Below are 16,196 nucleotides of genomic sequence, written 5' to 3'. Positions count from 1 at the left end.
GCCAGGACATGGCGCTGGACCCGAAAAAAACCTTCACCGACAGTGAGGTGGAGGAACGCCTTGCCGCCGACCTGCCGCATTGGAAGCTGCAGGACGGGTGGATTCGGCGTACCTACCGCACGTCGAGCTGGAAGGGCACGTTGATGGTGATCAACGCCGTCGGGCATCTTGCCGAGGCGGCCTGGCACCATCCCGACCTCACCGCCTCCTATGCCTGGGTCGAGGTGCGGCTGATGTCGCACGACGCCAAGGGCATCACCGAGCGGGACTTTCAACTGGCGAAGAAGATCGAGGACGTTGTCGGCTGGCAGCCGGGAACCGAGCCGGACAGCGCGCTGGAAGGCACGCCGCGCGGCGATCTGCGCTTCGCCTACATCAAATACGATTGAACGGTTGCGATTGAACCATGGCCAATGCTTCCACCGAGACGATCCATGACGTGGTCTGCGGCTTCTGCGGGCTCGGATGCGATGACCTGACGGTGGAGGTCGGGGGGCGCGAGGTCCGCGCGAAGGGTGACGTCTGCCCGGAGGCGGCGCGGCTGCTCCGGCGCCTCGACGTGGCCGACCGGCCGGCGAGCCTGGCCGGCACGCCAGCGAGCCTCGATGATGCGGTCGCGGCGGCGCGGCGCCTGCTGGCGGAGGCGCGTGCGCCGATGATCGGCGGCCTCGGCACCGACATGGCCGGCGCCGGCGCGCTGGTCGACCTCGCCATCCGCTTCGGCGGGACGCTCGACCACTACGCCTCCGAAGGTCTTTTCCGGAATTACGCCGCCGCGCAGCGCACCGGCTGGCTGTCGACGACGCTTGCCGAGGTGCGCAACCGCTGCGACGTGCTGCTGGTGGTCGGCGGCGATCCCGCCGCCACCTGGGGCCGGCTGTTCGAACGGTTCTTCCCGCAGTCGCCGCTTTTCGCCGGCGCGGGCCGCAAGGTCGTGTTCCTCGGCGGCGCGCCGGGCGAAAAGGCCAAGGCCCAGCTTTCCGGCGCCGAGGTCGTGCATCACGCGACCCGCGATCCGGTGGCGGTGCTCGAGGCGCTCGGCAGCCTCCTCGCCGGCCGCCATCCGCCGGGCGAGAGCTTCGGCGGGGTGGGCGCGGATGTGCTCGCGGGAGTGGCGGAGGAACTGCGCAACGCCCATTACGCGGTTGTCACCTGGAGCGCGGCGGAGCTTGACGAGGGAGACCTCGTGGCCGAGCGGGCGACCGCGCTGGTCGATGCGCTCAACCTCACCACCCGCGCCGGCGTGTTTCCGCTCGGCGGGCGCGACAACCTGATCGGCGTCAACCAGCTGCTTCTGTGGCGTCTCGGCTACCCGCTGCGCACCGTCGTGCGCGGCCAGTCGAGCGCGCATGATGGCGCGCTCCACGCCACCGAGGCGGCGCTCGTGGACGCCGACGTGCTCGTCTGGGTGTCGGCGTTCCGGCCGGAGCCGCCGCCTGCCTTCGCCGGCAAGGTCATTGCCCTTGCCCATCCCGAAACAGTATTCGAAACAGAACCTGATGTTCTTATCCCTGTGGGCACTCCCGGCGTCGACCACGCCGGAACGGTGTTCCGCATGGATTCCATCGTGAGCCTGCCGCTCGGCGCCTTGCGCGTCGCGACGCTTCCCAGCGTCGCCGAGGCTGTGCGTCGCATAGCGGAGGGGTAAATGAGACTGCGGCTGAAGGGCGGGCGTGTGCTCGACCCGGCCAATGGCGAAAACGGTGTCGCCACCGGGACCGTGCGTGACATCGAGATCGAGGATGGGCGCATCGTCGCCGCCACCGGCCTGAAGGCCGATGCCGAGTACGACCTGGGCGGCGATGTCGTCATGGCCGGCGGCATCGATCTGCACAGTCACATCGCCGGCGGCAAGATGAACCTCGCCCGCCTGCTGATGCAGGAGGACCGGCGGGCCTTTCCGGAGATGCCGGGCAATTTCTGCGGCTGCGGCGGCGGACGCGCGGTGCCGACCGCGCACGCCACCGGCTGCCGCTATGCCGAGCTGGGCTATACGACGGTGTTCGAGCCGGCGATGGTCGGCGCCAATGCGCGCGGCGCGCATCTGGAAATGGCGGACATCCCCAATCTCGACACCGGCGCCTATCTGGTGCTTGGCAATGACGACTATTTCCAGCGCCTGCTGGCCGCCGGCGCCGGGCAGGAGCAGGTCAACGCCTATGTCGGCTGGATGATCGAGGCGACGCAGGCCTTCGCCATCAAGATCGTCAATCCGGGTGGCATCAACGCCTTCAAGTTCAACGCCCGCAAGATGGACCTCGACGAGGCCAACCCGCATTACGGGGTGAGCCCGCGCAAGGTGCTGACCACGCTGATCCGGGCGGTGACGGAGCTCGGCCTGCCGCATCCGATCCACCTGCATGGCTGCAATCTCGGCGTGCCGGGAAATGACGAGACGACGCTCGCCACCATCCTCGCCACCGAGGGGAGGCGGCTGCACCTGACGCATCTGCAGTTTCATTCCTACGGCACCGAGGGCGACAAGCGCTTCTCCTCCTCGGCGGCGCGGATCGCCGAGATGGTCAACGCCAATCCCAACATCTCGGTCGATGTCGGGCAGGTGATGTTCGGCCAGACCATCACCGCCTCGGCCGACTACATGTCGCAGTACCGCAATCGCGGCCTCGCCAGCCCGAACAAGTCCATCGGCATGGACATCGAGCTGGACGCCGCCTGCGGCGTGGTGCCGTTCGAGTACAAGGACAAGTCCTTCGTCAACGCGCTGCAATGGGCGATCGGGCTGGAGCTGTTCCTGCTGGTCGAGGATCCTTGGCGGATCTTCCTGACCACCGACCACCCCAATGGCGGGCCGTTCACCACCTATCCGCACCTCATCCGCCTCTTGATGGACCGCGACTTCCGCAACGCCCAGCTCGCCACGCTCAACAAGGCAGCGCAGAAGCACACGCTGCTCGCCGAGATCAAACGCGAATATTCGCTGGAGGAGGTCGCCACCCTCACGCGTGCCGCCCCGGCCCGCATCCTCGGGCTGAAGGACAAGGGCCATCTCGGTCCCGGCGCGGTGGCGGACATCGCGGTGCATACGGAGGACAGCGACCGTGAGGCGATGTTCTCGACCACGCGCTTCGTGTTCAAGAACGGCCGGCTGATCGTGAAGGACGGCGTGGTGGTGGAACTCGCGCAGGGCACGACCCACGTCGTGCGCCCGGACTTCGACCGCTCGGTCGACAAGGACATGCAGCGCTGGTTCGACGAGGCGGTAGGCCTCAAGGCGCAGCATTTCCGCGTCAGCGACGGTGAAGTCAGGAACGGCGCCGGCCCGACCATCCTCAAATGCCAAGGGGTGGCGTCATGATGACAGGCATGCACTGCGCGTTTCCGCCGGAGCATCCTTCGAGGCCCGGCGCTGCCGGGCACCTCAGGATGACGGCCTTCTTCAAGAGCAACGTCATCCTGAGGCGCTCGCGCAGCGAGCCTCGAAGGATGGTCGTGGAGGACGCCCGATGATCCTCAACGGCGTCGAGATCCGCGACACGTTCGCGGAAGCCTTCCCGATGGTCGGCACCCGCCTCATCGTCACCGCCGACACGCCGGAATGGGCGCTGACGGCGGGCCGCACGACGACGGGTTTCGCCACCTCGGTCATCGGCTGCGGCTGCGAGGCCGGCATCGAGCGCACCCTGGCGCCCGAGGAGACGCCCGACGGGCGTCCGGGCGTGTCGCTGCTCATCTTCGCGATGGACTTCGGTTCGCTGAAGAAGGTGGTGCCGCTGCGCCTCGGCCAGTGCGTGCTGACCTGCCCGACGACGGCCTGCTATGCCGGCATCGAGGGCGGCAAACGCGTGCCGCTGGCCAAGACCATCCGCTACTTCGCCGACGGCAACCAGATCTCCAAGAAGATTGGCGACGGCAAGGGCGCGGGAACGCGCTTCTGGCGCCTGCCGGTGATGGAGGGCGAGTTCGTCTGCGACGAGGATACCGGCTCCGTCGAGGGCGTCGGCGGCGGCAATTTCCTCATCCTCGCCCGTTCGCGGGGAGAGGCCCTGAGGGCGGCCGAGGCGGCGGTGGCGGCGATGGTTCAGGTACCGGGCATCATCCTGCCCTTCCCCGGCGGGGTGGTGCGCTCGGGCTCCAAGGTCGGCTCGAAGTACAAGGGGCTGTTCGCCTCCACCAACGACGCCTACTGCCCGACCCTGCGCGGCACGCGGCCGAGCGCCCTGCCGCCGGACGTCGGCTCGGTGCTGGAGATCGTCATCGACGGCGTGAGCTTCGAGGCGGTGTCGGAGGCGACGCGCGTGGGCATCGAGGCGGTGTGCGCCATCGGCGCCGAGGGCGGCGTGGTGGCGATCGACGCCGGCAATTACGGCGGCAATCTCGGGCCGTTCCATTTCAAGCTGCGCGAGATCATGCAGAACGGCGCGGGAGAGACGGCATGAGCGGGGTTTCTCTCAAGCCGCGCGCGCCCTTCGAGGCGCGGGTGGATTTTTCCGGCATCACGCCGGCCGTCACCTGCCCGCTCACCCTGCGCGAGCTGGAGCACATCGGCGTTCCCTATGGCGCGCGCAGCGTGAAGCTGGCCGATCTGTTCTTCATCGAGAGCGCCCCTGAGGGCGTGCTGCTGATCGAGATCGGCGACGAGCGGCTCGACGGCGTCGGTGCCGGCATGCTGGAGGGCGAACTGATCGTCGATGGCCGGGTCGGCGCCTGGGCCGGTCGCGGCATGGGCGGCGGCGTGCTGCGCATCGGCGGCGACGCCGGCGACTTCCTCGGCGCCGAACTCTCCGGCGGGCGCATCGAACTGGCCGGCACTGCCGGCGCGCATGCCGGCGGGGCCTCCTCCGGCTCGCGGCGCGGCATGTCGGGCGGGCTGCTCAAGATCGGCGGCAATGCGGGGGACCGCGCGGCCGAGCGCCAGCGCGGCGGGCTCATCACCATCGCCGGTGACGCCGGCGAGGGGCTGGCGACCGACATGATCGCCGGCACGGTGAGCGTCGGCGGTGCCATCGGCCCGCTGATGGGGCGCGGCATGAAGCGCGGCACGGTCTTCGTCAACGCGGTGCCGGAACTGCCGGCCGGCTTCGTCGACACCGGCGCGCACGAGCTGATCGCGCTGCGCCTTCTCGCCCGGCGCGTGCCGGAGCTGAAGGACATGCTCGCCGGCTGGACCCATGCGCGCCGCCTCGTCGGCGACACGCTGATGGGTGGGCAGGGGGAAGTGCTGGCGGCGGCGTAGGGCGGTCAAACGTCATCCCGGACGGCCCAGGGGGCCGATCCGGGATCGTGCCGTGACGGAGGGCGATCCTGGCTCTCGCTGGGCTCGGCCGGGATGACGCCGCTCATTGGTCAGAGCAGCGTGCCGTTCAGGATCACCAGCGCGACGGTGAAGTAGATCACCAGTCCCGTCACGTCGACGAAGGTGGCGACGAACGGCGCCGAGGCGCTGGCCGGGTCGAAGCCGAGCCGGCGCAGCACGAAGGGCAGCATCGAGCCGATCAGTGAGCCGAAGGTGACGATGGCGATCAGCGTCGCGCCGATGGTCGCCGCCACCAGCACCCAGTACTCGCCATAATCGTGGAAGCCGGCGAGTTGCCAGATGGTGATGCGGGTGACGCCGAGCGCGGCGAGGATCGAGCCGAGCACGAGGCCGGAGGGCAGCTCGCGCAGCGCCACCCGCCACCAGTCCTTCAGCTTGATCTCGCCCAGCGCCAGCGCGCGGATGATCAGCGAGGTCGCCTGCGAGCCGGAATTGCCGCCCGAGCTCATGATCAGCGGGATGAACAAGGTGAGCACGATGGCGCGCTCCAGCTCGTCCTCGAAATGCTGCATGGCGTTGGCGGTCAGCATCTCGCCGAGGAACAGGATGGAGAGCCAGCCGGCGCGCTTCTTCATCATGTCGAAGAAGCCGATCTCCATATAGGGCTCGTCCAGCGCCTCCATGCCGCCGAACTTCTGCGCGTCCTCGGTTCCCTCCTCGATGATCGCGTCGATCATGTCGTCGACGGTGACGATGCCGAGCACATGCTCGTTCTCGTCCACCACCGGCACGGCGAGCAGGTCGTATTTCGAAATGAGGCGCGCCACGTCCTCGCGGTCGGTGAGCGGCGTGGTGGTGATGGGATCATGCTTGGGGGCGACGGAAAGGATCGGCTGGCCCGTCTCGCCGGTGATCAGGCGGCGCAGCGTCACCGCCTTGAGCAGCTTGTGGGTGAGCGGATCCAGCACGTAGATGGCGTAGATCGTCTCGCGCGTGCGCTCGGTCTCGCGGATGTGCCGCAGCGTCTCGCCGACGGTCCAGGTGGAGGGGACGGTGACGAACTCGGTGGTCATCAGGCTGCCGGCGCTGTGCTCGGGCCAGGCGAGCAGCCGGTTCAGCTCGGCCTGCGTCTCCGGCGGCAGGCGGGCGAAGAGATGCGAGCGGGCTGGCTCGTCCATCCAGCGGAACAGGTCGGCGGCACGGTCGGCCGACATGTCGGAGACGAGGCGTACCGCCTCCTCGACCGGCAGCGCCTCGATGAGTTCGCTGGTGAGGTCGACATCGGGCCCGTCAAGCACCTCGACCTGCTGTTCGCGCGGCAGGCTGGCGAGCACGGCGGAGGCGGTTCTCGGCTCCTGCTCGTCGAGGGCTTCGGCGATGTCGGCGGGGTGTTCCTCGGCGAGCTCGGCCGCCAGGGCTGCGGCATCAATGAGCGCGTCGTCGCGCCGGTCTTCCGTCCGTTCTTCCATTTCGGCTCTCTCTCCGCTGTCCGGCCTTCGGAAGGCGGGCGCGGGGAGCCGAAACGCGGGGTCAGTCCCGAGGTCGGCTCACGGCGCCGGCCGCCGCCGGCCGGACAATCGACTGGTACTGTCGCTGGGCATGGATAGGGGATTCCGGTTGCGTCGCGGTGACACGCGACGGCGGGGAGATGAACTTCGCTGATGGCAAAGTCAAGCTGTCGCGTTCTCTCCACGCCGTCATCCGGGACGGTCCGTCAGGACCGGTCCCTCCGAAGGAGACCGGCACGTGATCCCGGCTCTCGGCTTCACCTCGGCCGGGACGACGGCGGCGGGATCAGGGGCGCGGATGGTCGCTCGGTGCGCGCAGCCGCGCATGGACCTGGCCGAGCCGCACGGGATCGAGCGCGCCGCTGCGGCCGCCTTCGCAGAGCGCGCCGCGAAAGCCGAGATAGTCGGCGCCGACGCCGACAAGGGCGGGGATATCGTCGAGCTTGAGCGAGCCGGCAAGCCCGGTGATCAGCCCGTGGCGGCGGGCCTCGGCGACGAACTGGCCGAGGGTGAGGGCGTCGAGATGCTCGGTCAGCGAGCCGGACTTCTTGTCCGAGGTGTCGATCATCACCCCGGCGAAGCCGGCGCGGCCGAGCGCGGCCAGCACACCGAAATCGGGAGCTTCATCCGCGAACAGCACGCCGATCATGCGGACCCGGCCGGCGAGCGGGGCCAGCGCCTCGACGCACTCATTGGTGTGCTGGGAGGCGAACAGGCCGACCTTGACGATGGGCACGCCGGTGCCGGCCACCCGCTCGGCGGCGGCGCGGATGAGCGCGGGCACCATCGGCTGGTCGCCGGCCGTGGCGCTGAGCGCCGGCCGGCCGGCTTCGCCGAGCTGGTCGCCCCAGGCGTTCCACAGCATGACCGCGGCGGTCAGCGCCTCGGTGCTCCAGGCGCCCAGCGCGCCGAAGGCCGGCTGCTTGAGATCGACGATGTCGGCGCCGCCGGCGCGCGCCATCTCCATCTCGTGGAGGTCGGCGACGCTGGCGAGCAGGCCGGGCGCGGTCTCGCTCATGACGGGTTCATCCGGCAACGTCATGCGGCGCGCTCACGACGCCCGCTTGCGGCGGTGTTCGGCGATGGCCTCGATCATCCAGCCCCAGGCCTCCAGCTCCTCCGGCCCGGCAGTCTTTTCCACCGCGATGGCGAGATAGGCGATCTCCTGGTCGATCTTCTCGTCCGGCAGGAGATGGAGCCGGCTGACCAGCACGGCGGCTTCCAGCACCGCCGCCTTGGCGCGGTTCATCCCCTCGAAGCGGGTATGGCCTTCCGAATGATAGGTCTTGCAGAAGAATTTCGGCCGCTGCGGATCGTCCTCGGCGCTTTCCACCGTGACCTCGTCATGGGACAGCGCGTCGGCGAGGCGCGGGCAGTCGATATAGGTCGCCTTGCGCACGTCGACCTGGAAGCGCTGTCCCACCACGCAGCTGGCGAAGATGCGTACGTCGTCGGTGAAGTTGATCACCGCGATGCGGGTGGCGGCGAGATTGTCCAGCGTGCGCGAGGGGCGGAAGGGCTGGAGCACATAGCCGCCCTCGACCACCGTCGCGCCCATGGGGGCGATGTGCGGCTCGCCGGCGAGCGAGCGGGTGGTGACGATGACTTCACGGATCACGGGGTTTCTCCGGCTTTCGCCTTGGCGGATCTAGCCTGCAACGTTGTGCCGGCCTCCTTGAATGTCAAACGATGGGCCTCCTCCGGGCTGCCGGCGATCTCGCCGGCCACTCCCCATTTGAGGCCCTCGTCCTGCGCATAGCGCTTGCCGAGCTTGAAGGCGATCTCCGCCCGCGCCGCCTCGACACCGAGATAGAAGGCATGGGCGCCATCCTCCTCGACCTTGAGATGGGGGAACAGCGCGAAGGGCTCGCTCGCCACATGGTGGCCGTCGCGGTTGTAGATGTGGATGCCGTCCTCCGCCACGTCGACGCGGAAATTGCGGTCGCGGACCTCCCCCGCGAGCCGGGCGATGTCCTCGGGGGAGGCGGCATAGGGCTTGCGGTCGCGCAAGGCCATCAGCCCGCCGCCGAAGCCCTGCGGCAGCGCGCCGGCCTGGCGGGCGGCGTAGAATTCGCGCCGGGCGCGGTCGAATTCGCGCACCGCCGTGCGGCAATGCGGGCTCACCTGCACCGCCAGCACCGCCTGTATGTGCAGTTCGGAGATCATCCCCATCAGGATGGCGTTGATGCCGGTGGTGTCGGCATCGGTCAACTCGGTGACGTTGCCGATGCCCATGAGGATGGGAATGTCCGGGTAGCGCCGGCGCAGCTCGGCATAGCGCACCACGGAGGCGGTGTAGCCGTAATGGATCGGATCGAGGATCGGGTCGGCATAGAAGGGCTGGCCGCTGGCGAGGCAGGCATCCACGGCGCGGCAGAGCGAGGAGAGGTCGCCCTGCGTCGCCGGCACCAGGATCGGCACCGCCGGACCTTCCCGCGCGATGTGCAGGTTGTTCTCGTTCAGGCTGAGCAGATAATCGGCGCCGGCGCGGGTGGCGCGGCTGAGTTCCGAAATATCAAAGGAATCGACGCTGACCTTCAGCCCTGCCGCGTGCAGGGCGGCGATGGCCTCCTCCAGATGCGGGAACGCCGTGTCCGGCAGGCAGCCGAGGTCGATCACGTCCGCGCCCTCGCCCTTGAGGAACAGGGCGCGGGCAATGAGGGCCTCGACGTCGAGCACGGTGGCGTCGACGATCTCGGCGAAGATGGTCACGTCGTGCTTCGACAGGTCCGCCGCCCGGCGCTGCTGGCCGAAATAATCCGGCAGGTCGGCCACCTCGTCCGGCCCGCGCGCGAAGGGCACGCCGAAGAAGCGTTCCAGCCGGTCGAGGTCGCCGCGGAAGCGGCCGGGCATCAGCACCCGGTCGGTACCCTCGGGCAGCTTCAGCCGCCGCTCGACGATCTCGGCGGTCATCAACGCCGCGACCTTGACCCCGACATTGACCACCACCGGGTCGAGCGCCGCATCGGCGATCTCGCCGGCGATCCTCGTCAGGCGCGGCTCGGCCAGCGAGCCGGTGACGAGGGCGATCCTCGACGGCTTCCTGGTCGGATCGGAGGAGCTCTCGTCAGCCATCGACGGGGGCGGCCTTCTCGGCGAGGTGCAGGCGGCGCGCGGCGATGGCGGCCTCCAGATCGTGGATCGATTCGACCACGGTCGTGTCGTCGAATTCCTTGAGCTTCGCCGTGTTTTCGAGGTCGATGCGGCGCGGATAGACCGATACCGGGCCCTTCGGCGCCATGGTGATCATTTCCGGCGCGGTGTCGCAGGCGAAGACGATGGCGTGCACGCGGCATTTGCCGGCCTGCGCGAAGCAGTTCGTCACCAGCGTGTCGGAGATGCCGAACACCGCCTTCGCCACCGTGTTGGAGGAGGCGGGGGAGACCACCAGCGTGTGATAGAGCCCCTCATAGAAGCGCCCGACCGGGGCGGAACTCGCCGTCGTCTCCCTGAAGATGCGGGTGTCGGCGGGCAGTTCCTGCTTGTACATGCGCAGCACCTCGTCCGCCGCCTTCGAGACGAACAGGTCCACCGCGTCGAGCGCCTTGATGAGCGCGATCGATTCCGTGAAGAAATGCCCCGAGCCGGTCAGCGCCCAGGCCCAGCGCGGGTAATGCCCCTTGTTCGTGCTCATGCGGCGAGTGTCCCCTGCGCGAAGGCGGCCAGCGCGGCCTCGGCCGTCGTGATCGCGACGGGACAGGACAGGCGTGCGGCAAAGGCCGGAAACAACGGATCGACGAGCCCGGCGCCGGCCCATTCGGCCGGCGTGCCGCCGGGCGGGGCGGCGGCGGACTTCACCAGAATGAGGCGCGCCGCGTCCAGCTCGCCGGCGAGCCAGGCGGCCAGACTGTCGGAGGTGAGGTCCCAGCTTTCGGGCAGGTCGCGCGTGGCAAGCGCCATGCGCGCCGGTTGCCACAGCGCGGCGCGGCCCTGCGCCTGCGCGCGGGCGACGGCTTCCGGGCTGTCCGCCAGCACGAGGCCGGGCGCGAGGTCGGCGAAGGCGAGGGCGGTCTGCTCCATGGCGAGGATGGCCATGCGGTGGCAGGCGGCATCGCTCAGCGACAGGCGGGGCTGCAGGGCGCGCACGCCATCGGCCAGCGGGCCGCCGCCGGTGACGAGTAGCAGCGGTGCGCCGCGCCGGGCAAGCGCGTCCAGCAGCGCCGGCAGGCGCGGATGGCCGATCAGGCTGCCGCCGAGCTTGACGATCTCGGGACGGCGGGAGGGCTCAGGGGTCGGCATGGCTTAATTTCCGTTCGGGCCGAGGCTACGCCAAACGCCGGGCCGCGCAAACCGGCGCAAGCCGCCCGGATATCAGCAAAATCCCCGGCCCCAAAGGTGCCAGCCAACAGAAAAAGGCCCGAAGCGATGCTCCGGGCCCTGAAAAGGTGACGATCAGTCAGACGGCTACCCGTCCGTATGAAGTCTCGGAAGCATGCGCCTCGTCTCAGCGAATGTCGAGAACTGATTCGCCGCTTCACGCGGGCGTTATGCACCGGCCGTCAGCGCGTGTAGCGCGATGCCGCTCGTCGTGGCGACGTTGAGCGAATCGAAGCCCGCCTGCATCGGAATGCGTACCGTGCGGGTCCGCGCGAGGATGGCGGCCGGCAGGCCCGGCCCCTCCGCCCCGAGCAGCAGCGCGGCGCGCCTGGGCCGTCGCACCTCGGCGAGCGTCGTCGCGCCGGCCGGGCTCAGCGCCAGCAATTCGAAGCCGTGCGCCGCCAGCAGGTCGAGCACCGCCTCCGCCGAGCCTTCGCGGGCGAAGGGCACGACGAGGCTGCCGCCGACCGAAACGCGGATCGCCTTGCGGTAGAGCGGGTCGCAGGAGGCGAAGTCGAACAGTGCCGCGTCGGCCCCGAAGGCGGCGGCGTTGCGCATGATGCCGCCGACATTGTCGTGATTGGCGATGCCGAGCGGCACCACCACCAACGCTTCCTCCGGCAGGGTGGCCACCAGCTCCGCCATGGAGGGCAGGGCGCCCCGCAGCCCCACGCCGAGCAGCCCGCGATGGATGTGGAAGCCGGTGATGCCGTCGAGAATGGTCTGGCTGGCGGTATAGATCGGCAGGTCGTCGGGCGCCTGCGCCAGCAGCGGGCCGAGCGCGTCGACCCGGCTTTCCGCCAGCAGCAGCGATTCCAGCGCGAAGCGGTTGCGCGCCGACAAGGCCACGTCGAGCACGGTGCGGCCCTCGACGATGAAGCGCCCGCCGCGCCCGACGAGGTCGCGTTCCTTGATCACGCGATAGGCGTCGATGCGCGGATCGTCCGGCGAGGCGAGGGGGATGAGGCTGGGCATGGCTAGAAGGCTGCGACGAGCGTCATCCCGGACGGTCCGCAGGACCGATCCGGGATTGCGAGGGCAATGGAGAACGATCCCGGCGCGCCGCTTCGCTGCGGCCGGGATGATGGCCGGACCGAAGGGGCACGCCCACTCACGCCCCGAGCTCCTCGCGCAGCATCTCCAGATCCAGCCATTCTTCCTCGGCCTTGGAGAGCTCGGCCTGCACGCGGGTCAGCTCCGCGGTGGCCTTCTGGAAGCCGGCGGGGTCGCGGGTGTAGAAATTCGGCGTGTGCAGCGTGTTGTTCAGCCGGGCGACGTCGGATTCCAGCTGCGCGATGCGCTTGGGAAGTTGCTCCAGCGCGTACTTCTCCTTGAAGGAGAGCTTGCGCTTGGAGGCTGCCGTGGGCGCCGCCGGCGATGCGGCAGCTGGCTTGGCCGTCACGGGCTTGGCCGGTGACGGCGTCGCGGCCGCCGCCGCCGCGGCCCGCGCCTTCACGCCATGGCCGCGCTGGGCCACCATGTCGGAATAGCCGCCGGCATAGACTTCCCAATTGCCGTCGCCCTCATAGGCGATGGTGGCGGTGACGGTGCGGTCGAGGAAGTCGCGGTCGTGGCTCACCAGCAGCACGGTGCCGGCATAGTCGTCGATCATCTCTTCCAGCAGGTCGAGCGTCTCGAGGTCGAGATCGTTGGTCGGCTCGTCCAGCACCATCAGGTTCGAGGCCTGCGCCAGCGCGCAGGCCAGCAGCAGCCGCCCGCGCTCGCCGCCGGACAGCCGCGAGACGGCGGTGCCCGCCTGTTCCGGCGTGAACAGGAAGTCCTTCATGTAGCCGATGACATGGCGCGGATTGCCGCCGACGAACACCTGGTCGCCGCGCCCGTCGGTGAGCGTTTCGCGCACCGAGCGGTTGGGGTCGAGCGCGGCGCGGCGCTGGTCGAGCGTCGCCATCTCGATATTGGTGCCCATCTTGGCCTTGCCGCTGTCGGGGGGCAGCTCGCCGGTCAGCATCTTGAGCAGCGTGGTCTTGCCGGCGCCGTTGGGCCCGACGATGCCGATGCGGTCGCCGCGCTGGATGCGGATGGAGAGGTCGCGCACGATCACGCGCTCGCCATAGGCCTTGGAGATGTGCTCGGCCTCCATCACCAGCTTGCCGGAGACCTCCGCCTCGGTGGCGGCCATGGTGATGCTGCCGACCGCGCCGCGATGATCGCGGAACTGGGCGCGCAGCGCCGCCAGCTCGCCGACGCGGCGCACGTTCCGCTTGCGCCGCGCGGTGACGCCGTAGCGCATCCAGTGCTCTTCCGCGACGATCTTGCGGGCGAGCTTCTGCTGGTCGCGTTCTTCCTCTTCCAGCACCTGGTCGCGCCATTCCTCGAAGAAGGCGAAGCCGCGCTCCATGCGCTTGGTGCGGCCACGGTCGAGCCAGACGGTGGCGCGGGTGAGGTCCTGCAGGAAGCGGCGGTCATGGCTGATCAGCACCAGCGCCGAACGCAGCGAGGCGATCTCGGCTTCCAGCCATTCGATGGCCGGAAGGTCGAGATGGTTGGTCGGCTCGTCGAGCAGCAGGATGTCGGGCTCGGGCGCCAGCACGCGGGCCAGCGCGGCGCGGCGCGCCTCGCCGCCGGAGAGGTTGGTGGGGTTCTCCTCGCCGGTGAGGCCGAGCTCGTTCAGCAGGTACTGCGCGCGATATTCCTGGTCGCCCGGCCCCATGCCGGCCTCGACATAGGCCAGCGTGGTGGCGAAGCCGGTGAGGTCCGGCTCCTGCGGCAAATAGCGCACCGTTGCGCCCGGCTGCACGAAGCGCGCGCCGCTGTCGGCCGCGACCAGGCCGGCGGCGATCTTGAGCAGGGTAGACTTGCCCGAGCCGTTGCGGCCGACGAGGCCGACGCGCTCGCCGGCGGAGACGGAAAGCTCCGCCCCCTCCAGCAGCGGCGTGCCGCCGAAGGTGAGTTTGGTATCTTGAAGCAGAAGAAGAGGAGGCGCCATGGCGCGGGGATAGGGGGAAAGCCGCGCCGGGGCAAGGGGAGGGCGCGTCAGTCGTCGTCGCCCAGCCTTTCCAGCGAGCGCCCGCCATAGAGAATGCGGTCGAACACCACGCGCTCGCGCTCGATATGAAAGGCGATCGTCACGCGGCGCTCGAAACCGACGATGCGCAGGCCGGGAGCGATATCGTCGCGGCAGGTGCCGCGTGCGGGGAAATCCGCGAAGCCACGACAATGGGCCTTGATGCGTTCGACATAGGCGAACGCGGTCAACGGTCCGGAACGCTGGGCAACGTAATCGTAGATGCCCACGAGATCCTGCAGCGCCGCCGTGGTAAATCGAATCTCATACCGCACGATGGCTCTTCATACGTTCCTCATGGTGACGCCGGATCTCTGCGAACACCTGCTCTTCGGTGAGGAGTGACGAAGGGTCTGCTTGAGCCGCTCGCATCACCGGCGCCACTTCCTCGCGCAGCCAGCGCTCCACCGCCGCGTCGCGCTCCTGAAGCGCGCGCAGGCCGGCGCGGATGACTTCGCTGGCGCTGCCATAGGTGCCGGAATCCACCAGCCGGTCTATGAATTCCGTCTGCTCGCGTGGCAGACTGAAGGTGCGCTTCTCGGCATTCGCCATAAAGACCTCCATTCCATAGTATGAATTATTCATACCGCTCGCCCCCCGAGATTTCAATGACACTCGCAGCCTCGCCCTCCCTCGCCCCCCTGCTCGCCGCCATCGCCCAGCGCATCGGCGCGGCCCATGTGCTGACCGACCCCGTGGACATAGCGCCCTATCTGCGCGAGGAGCGCGGGCTCTATAAGGGCGAGGCGCCCGCCGTGCTGCGGCCGGGCAGCACCGAGGAAGTGGCGTTCGTCGTCGAGGCCTGCGCGCGGGCGGGCGTCGCCCTCGTGCCGCAGGGCGGCAATACCGGGCTGGTCGGCGGGCAGATGCCGTTCGGGCAGATGCTGCTCTCGCTGCAGAGGCTCGACCGCATCCGCAACGTCGATCCGGTCGACATGACGATGACGGTCGAGGCCGGCTGCATCCTCGACAAGGTGCACGAGGCGGCCGAGGCGGCCGGCTGCCTGTTTCCCCTCCACATCGCCTCGCAGGGCTCCTGCCGCATCGGCGGCAACCTTGCCTCCAATGCCGGCGGCACCGCCGTGCTGCGCTATGGCAATGCGCGCGAGCTGGTGCTGGGGCTCGAAGTGGTGCTGGCCGACGGACGGGTGTGGAACGGGCTGAAGCGGCTGCGCAAGAACAATGCGGGCTACGATCTCAAGCAGCTCTTCCTCGGCACGGAAGGCACGCTCGGCATCATCACCGCCGCGGTTTTGAAATTGTTTCCCACGCCCGCGCAGCGCGCGACCGCCTTTCTCGCCGTTCCCGATCCCGCCGCCGCGCTCGCTTTGCTCAAGCGGCTGCGCGGCGAGGCGGGCGACGCGCTGACCACTTTCGAGCTGATGGCGGCCTTCGGCATCGAGACGGTGCTCAAGCACATGCCCGGCGCGGTGCGGCCGCTGCGCGAGCGCTACGACTGGTACGTGCTGGCGGAGTTCTCCTCGCCGACCCGGGCCTTCGACATCGGTGCGCTGATGGAGGAAAGCCTCGCCGCCGCCATGGAGGCGGGCGAGGTGCTGGACGCCACGATCGCCGCCAGCGAGGCGCAGGCCTCGGCGCTGTGGAGCCTGCGCGAGGACATGTCCGAGGCGCAGAAGCATGAGGGCGGTTCGATCAAGCACGACGTGTCGGTGCCGGTCTCGCGGGTGCCGGAATTCCTGGAACGGGCCCTTCCTGCCTGCATGGCGGCGCTGCCGGGGCTGCGGCCCTGTCCCTTCGGCCATGTCGGCGACGGCAACATCCATTTCAACCTCAGCCAGCCGGTCGGCATGGACAAGGCCGCCTTCATCGCCCTGTGGGAGACCTTCAACCGCATCGTCCACGACATCGTCGCGGACATGGACGGCTCCATCGCCGCCGAGCACGGTATCGGCCTCCTGAAGCGCGGGGAACTGGCGCATTACGCCGATCCGGTCGCACTCGACCTGATGCACCGGCTGAAGGTTACGCTCGATCCCTCTGGAACGCTCAATCCGGGCAAGGTGATCGGTTGCTAAGCAGCAATATTGGCTTGTCTAGAACGATATCAAATTAGGTTTCATACGTGTATTTACTGTTTTGAAGCGTTCCACAGTTGCGCGAAGAGCCTTTT

Annotated in this window: 16 protein-coding genes; 6 read left to right on the top strand and 10 right to left on the bottom strand. The window is 68.9% G+C overall.

Annotated elements, in window-relative coordinates; translation table 11 throughout:
• The first annotated feature begins 8 nt into the window (after positions 1 to 8).
• The 5 genes from AC1PZ7_RS18790 to AC1PZ7_RS18770 all read left to right on the top strand — a co-directional run bounded on the left by AC1PZ7_RS18790 (position 9) and on the right by AC1PZ7_RS18770 (position 5,194).
• The gene (locus AC1PZ7_RS18790) at positions 9 to 389 is read left to right on the top strand and encodes a 4a-hydroxytetrahydrobiopterin dehydratase (RefSeq protein WP_482356707.1); all 381 of its coding nucleotides are present in this window, start codon (positions 9 to 11) and stop codon (positions 387 to 389) included.
• Positions 390 to 406: 17 nt separating this feature from the next.
• Positions 407 to 1,648 carry a formylmethanofuran dehydrogenase gene (locus tag AC1PZ7_RS18785; protein ID WP_482356706.1) on the top strand — a complete coding sequence of 414 codons (1,242 nt, stop codon included), beginning with the start codon at positions 407 to 409 and terminating at the stop codon, positions 1,646 to 1,648.
• Positions 1,649 to 3,316, top strand: a complete 1,668-nt coding sequence (locus AC1PZ7_RS18780) for a formylmethanofuran dehydrogenase subunit A (protein WP_482356705.1) — start codon at positions 1,649 to 1,651, stop codon at positions 3,314 to 3,316. It abuts the gene before it with no gap.
• A gap of 148 nt (positions 3,317 to 3,464) precedes the next feature.
• A complete protein-coding gene (fhcD, locus tag AC1PZ7_RS18775) occupies positions 3,465 to 4,397 on the top strand; it encodes a formylmethanofuran--tetrahydromethanopterin N-formyltransferase (RefSeq protein WP_482356704.1) in 933 nt (310 codons plus the stop codon).
• The gene (locus AC1PZ7_RS18770) at positions 4,394 to 5,194 is read left to right on the top strand and encodes a formylmethanofuran dehydrogenase subunit C (protein ID WP_482356703.1); all 801 of its coding nucleotides are present in this window, start codon (positions 4,394 to 4,396) and stop codon (positions 5,192 to 5,194) included. Before fhcD ends, AC1PZ7_RS18770 begins: the two co-directional genes overlap by 4 nt.
• 110 nt (positions 5,195 to 5,304) lie before the next feature.
• Here the strand turns inward: AC1PZ7_RS18770 and mgtE are convergent, their stop codons facing one another.
• The 10 genes from mgtE to AC1PZ7_RS18720 all read right to left on the bottom strand — a co-directional run bounded on the left by mgtE (position 5,305) and on the right by AC1PZ7_RS18720 (position 14,617).
• The gene (gene mgtE, locus AC1PZ7_RS18765) at positions 5,305 to 6,684 is read right to left on the bottom strand and encodes a magnesium transporter (protein ID WP_482356702.1); all 1,380 of its coding nucleotides are present in this window, start codon (positions 6,682 to 6,684) and stop codon (positions 5,305 to 5,307) included.
• A 325-nt stretch (positions 6,685 to 7,009) separates the two neighbouring features.
• Positions 7,010 to 7,741 carry a (5-formylfuran-3-yl)methyl phosphate synthase gene (locus AC1PZ7_RS18760; RefSeq protein WP_482356701.1) on the bottom strand — a complete coding sequence of 244 codons (732 nt, stop codon included), beginning with the start codon at positions 7,739 to 7,741 and terminating at the stop codon, positions 7,010 to 7,012.
• A gap of 33 nt (positions 7,742 to 7,774) precedes the next feature.
• The gene (locus AC1PZ7_RS18755; RefSeq protein WP_482356700.1) at positions 7,775 to 8,341 is read right to left on the bottom strand and encodes a DUF447 domain-containing protein; all 567 of its coding nucleotides are present in this window, start codon (positions 8,339 to 8,341) and stop codon (positions 7,775 to 7,777) included.
• Positions 8,338 to 9,798 (bottom strand): DUF6513 domain-containing protein, encoded by a 1,461-nt coding sequence (locus AC1PZ7_RS18750; protein WP_482356699.1) that lies wholly within the window; start codon positions 9,796 to 9,798, stop codon positions 8,338 to 8,340. The genes AC1PZ7_RS18755 and AC1PZ7_RS18750 overlap by 4 nt, the downstream gene beginning before the upstream one ends.
• Positions 9,791 to 10,357: a flavoprotein gene (locus AC1PZ7_RS18745; protein WP_482356698.1), complete on the bottom strand. Its 567-nt coding sequence runs from the start codon at positions 10,355 to 10,357 to the stop codon at positions 9,791 to 9,793. Before AC1PZ7_RS18745 ends, AC1PZ7_RS18750 begins: the two co-directional genes overlap by 8 nt.
• Complete coding sequence (locus tag AC1PZ7_RS18740; RefSeq protein ID WP_482356697.1) at positions 10,354 to 10,962, bottom strand: amino acid kinase family protein; 609 nt, start codon at positions 10,960 to 10,962, stop codon at positions 10,354 to 10,356. The genes AC1PZ7_RS18745 and AC1PZ7_RS18740 overlap by 4 nt, the downstream gene beginning before the upstream one ends.
• A 246-nt stretch (positions 10,963 to 11,208) precedes the next feature.
• On the bottom strand, positions 11,209 to 12,015 hold the full coding sequence (locus tag AC1PZ7_RS18735; protein ID WP_482356696.1) for a TrmH family RNA methyltransferase: 807 nt from the start codon (positions 12,013 to 12,015) through the stop codon (positions 11,209 to 11,211).
• A 136-nt stretch (positions 12,016 to 12,151) separates the two neighbouring features.
• Complete coding sequence (locus AC1PZ7_RS18730) at positions 12,152 to 13,987, bottom strand: ABC-F family ATP-binding cassette domain-containing protein (RefSeq protein ID WP_482356695.1); 1,836 nt, start codon at positions 13,985 to 13,987, stop codon at positions 12,152 to 12,154.
• Positions 13,988 to 14,034: 47 nt separating this feature from the next.
• The gene (locus AC1PZ7_RS18725) at positions 14,035 to 14,340 is read right to left on the bottom strand and encodes a type II toxin-antitoxin system RelE/ParE family toxin (RefSeq protein ID WP_482356694.1); all 306 of its coding nucleotides are present in this window, start codon (positions 14,338 to 14,340) and stop codon (positions 14,035 to 14,037) included.
• Positions 14,330 to 14,617, bottom strand: coding sequence for a type II toxin-antitoxin system ParD family antitoxin (locus AC1PZ7_RS18720; RefSeq protein ID WP_482356693.1), 288 nt, complete (start codon positions 14,615 to 14,617; stop codon positions 14,330 to 14,332). The genes AC1PZ7_RS18725 and AC1PZ7_RS18720 overlap by 11 nt, the downstream gene beginning before the upstream one ends.
• 56 nt (positions 14,618 to 14,673) lie before the next feature.
• Between AC1PZ7_RS18720 and AC1PZ7_RS18715 the strand changes: the two genes are divergently transcribed.
• On the top strand, positions 14,674 to 16,101 hold the full coding sequence (locus AC1PZ7_RS18715) for an FAD-binding oxidoreductase (RefSeq protein WP_482356692.1): 1,428 nt from the start codon (positions 14,674 to 14,676) through the stop codon (positions 16,099 to 16,101).
• Positions 16,102 to 16,196 lie beyond the last annotated feature (95 nt).

This window comes from Ancylobacter sp. TW_SC_1 (assembly GCF_056836805.1).
The sequence above is the reverse complement of the archived record's forward strand: the minus strand, read 5'-3'. Positions and strand labels throughout refer to the sequence as shown.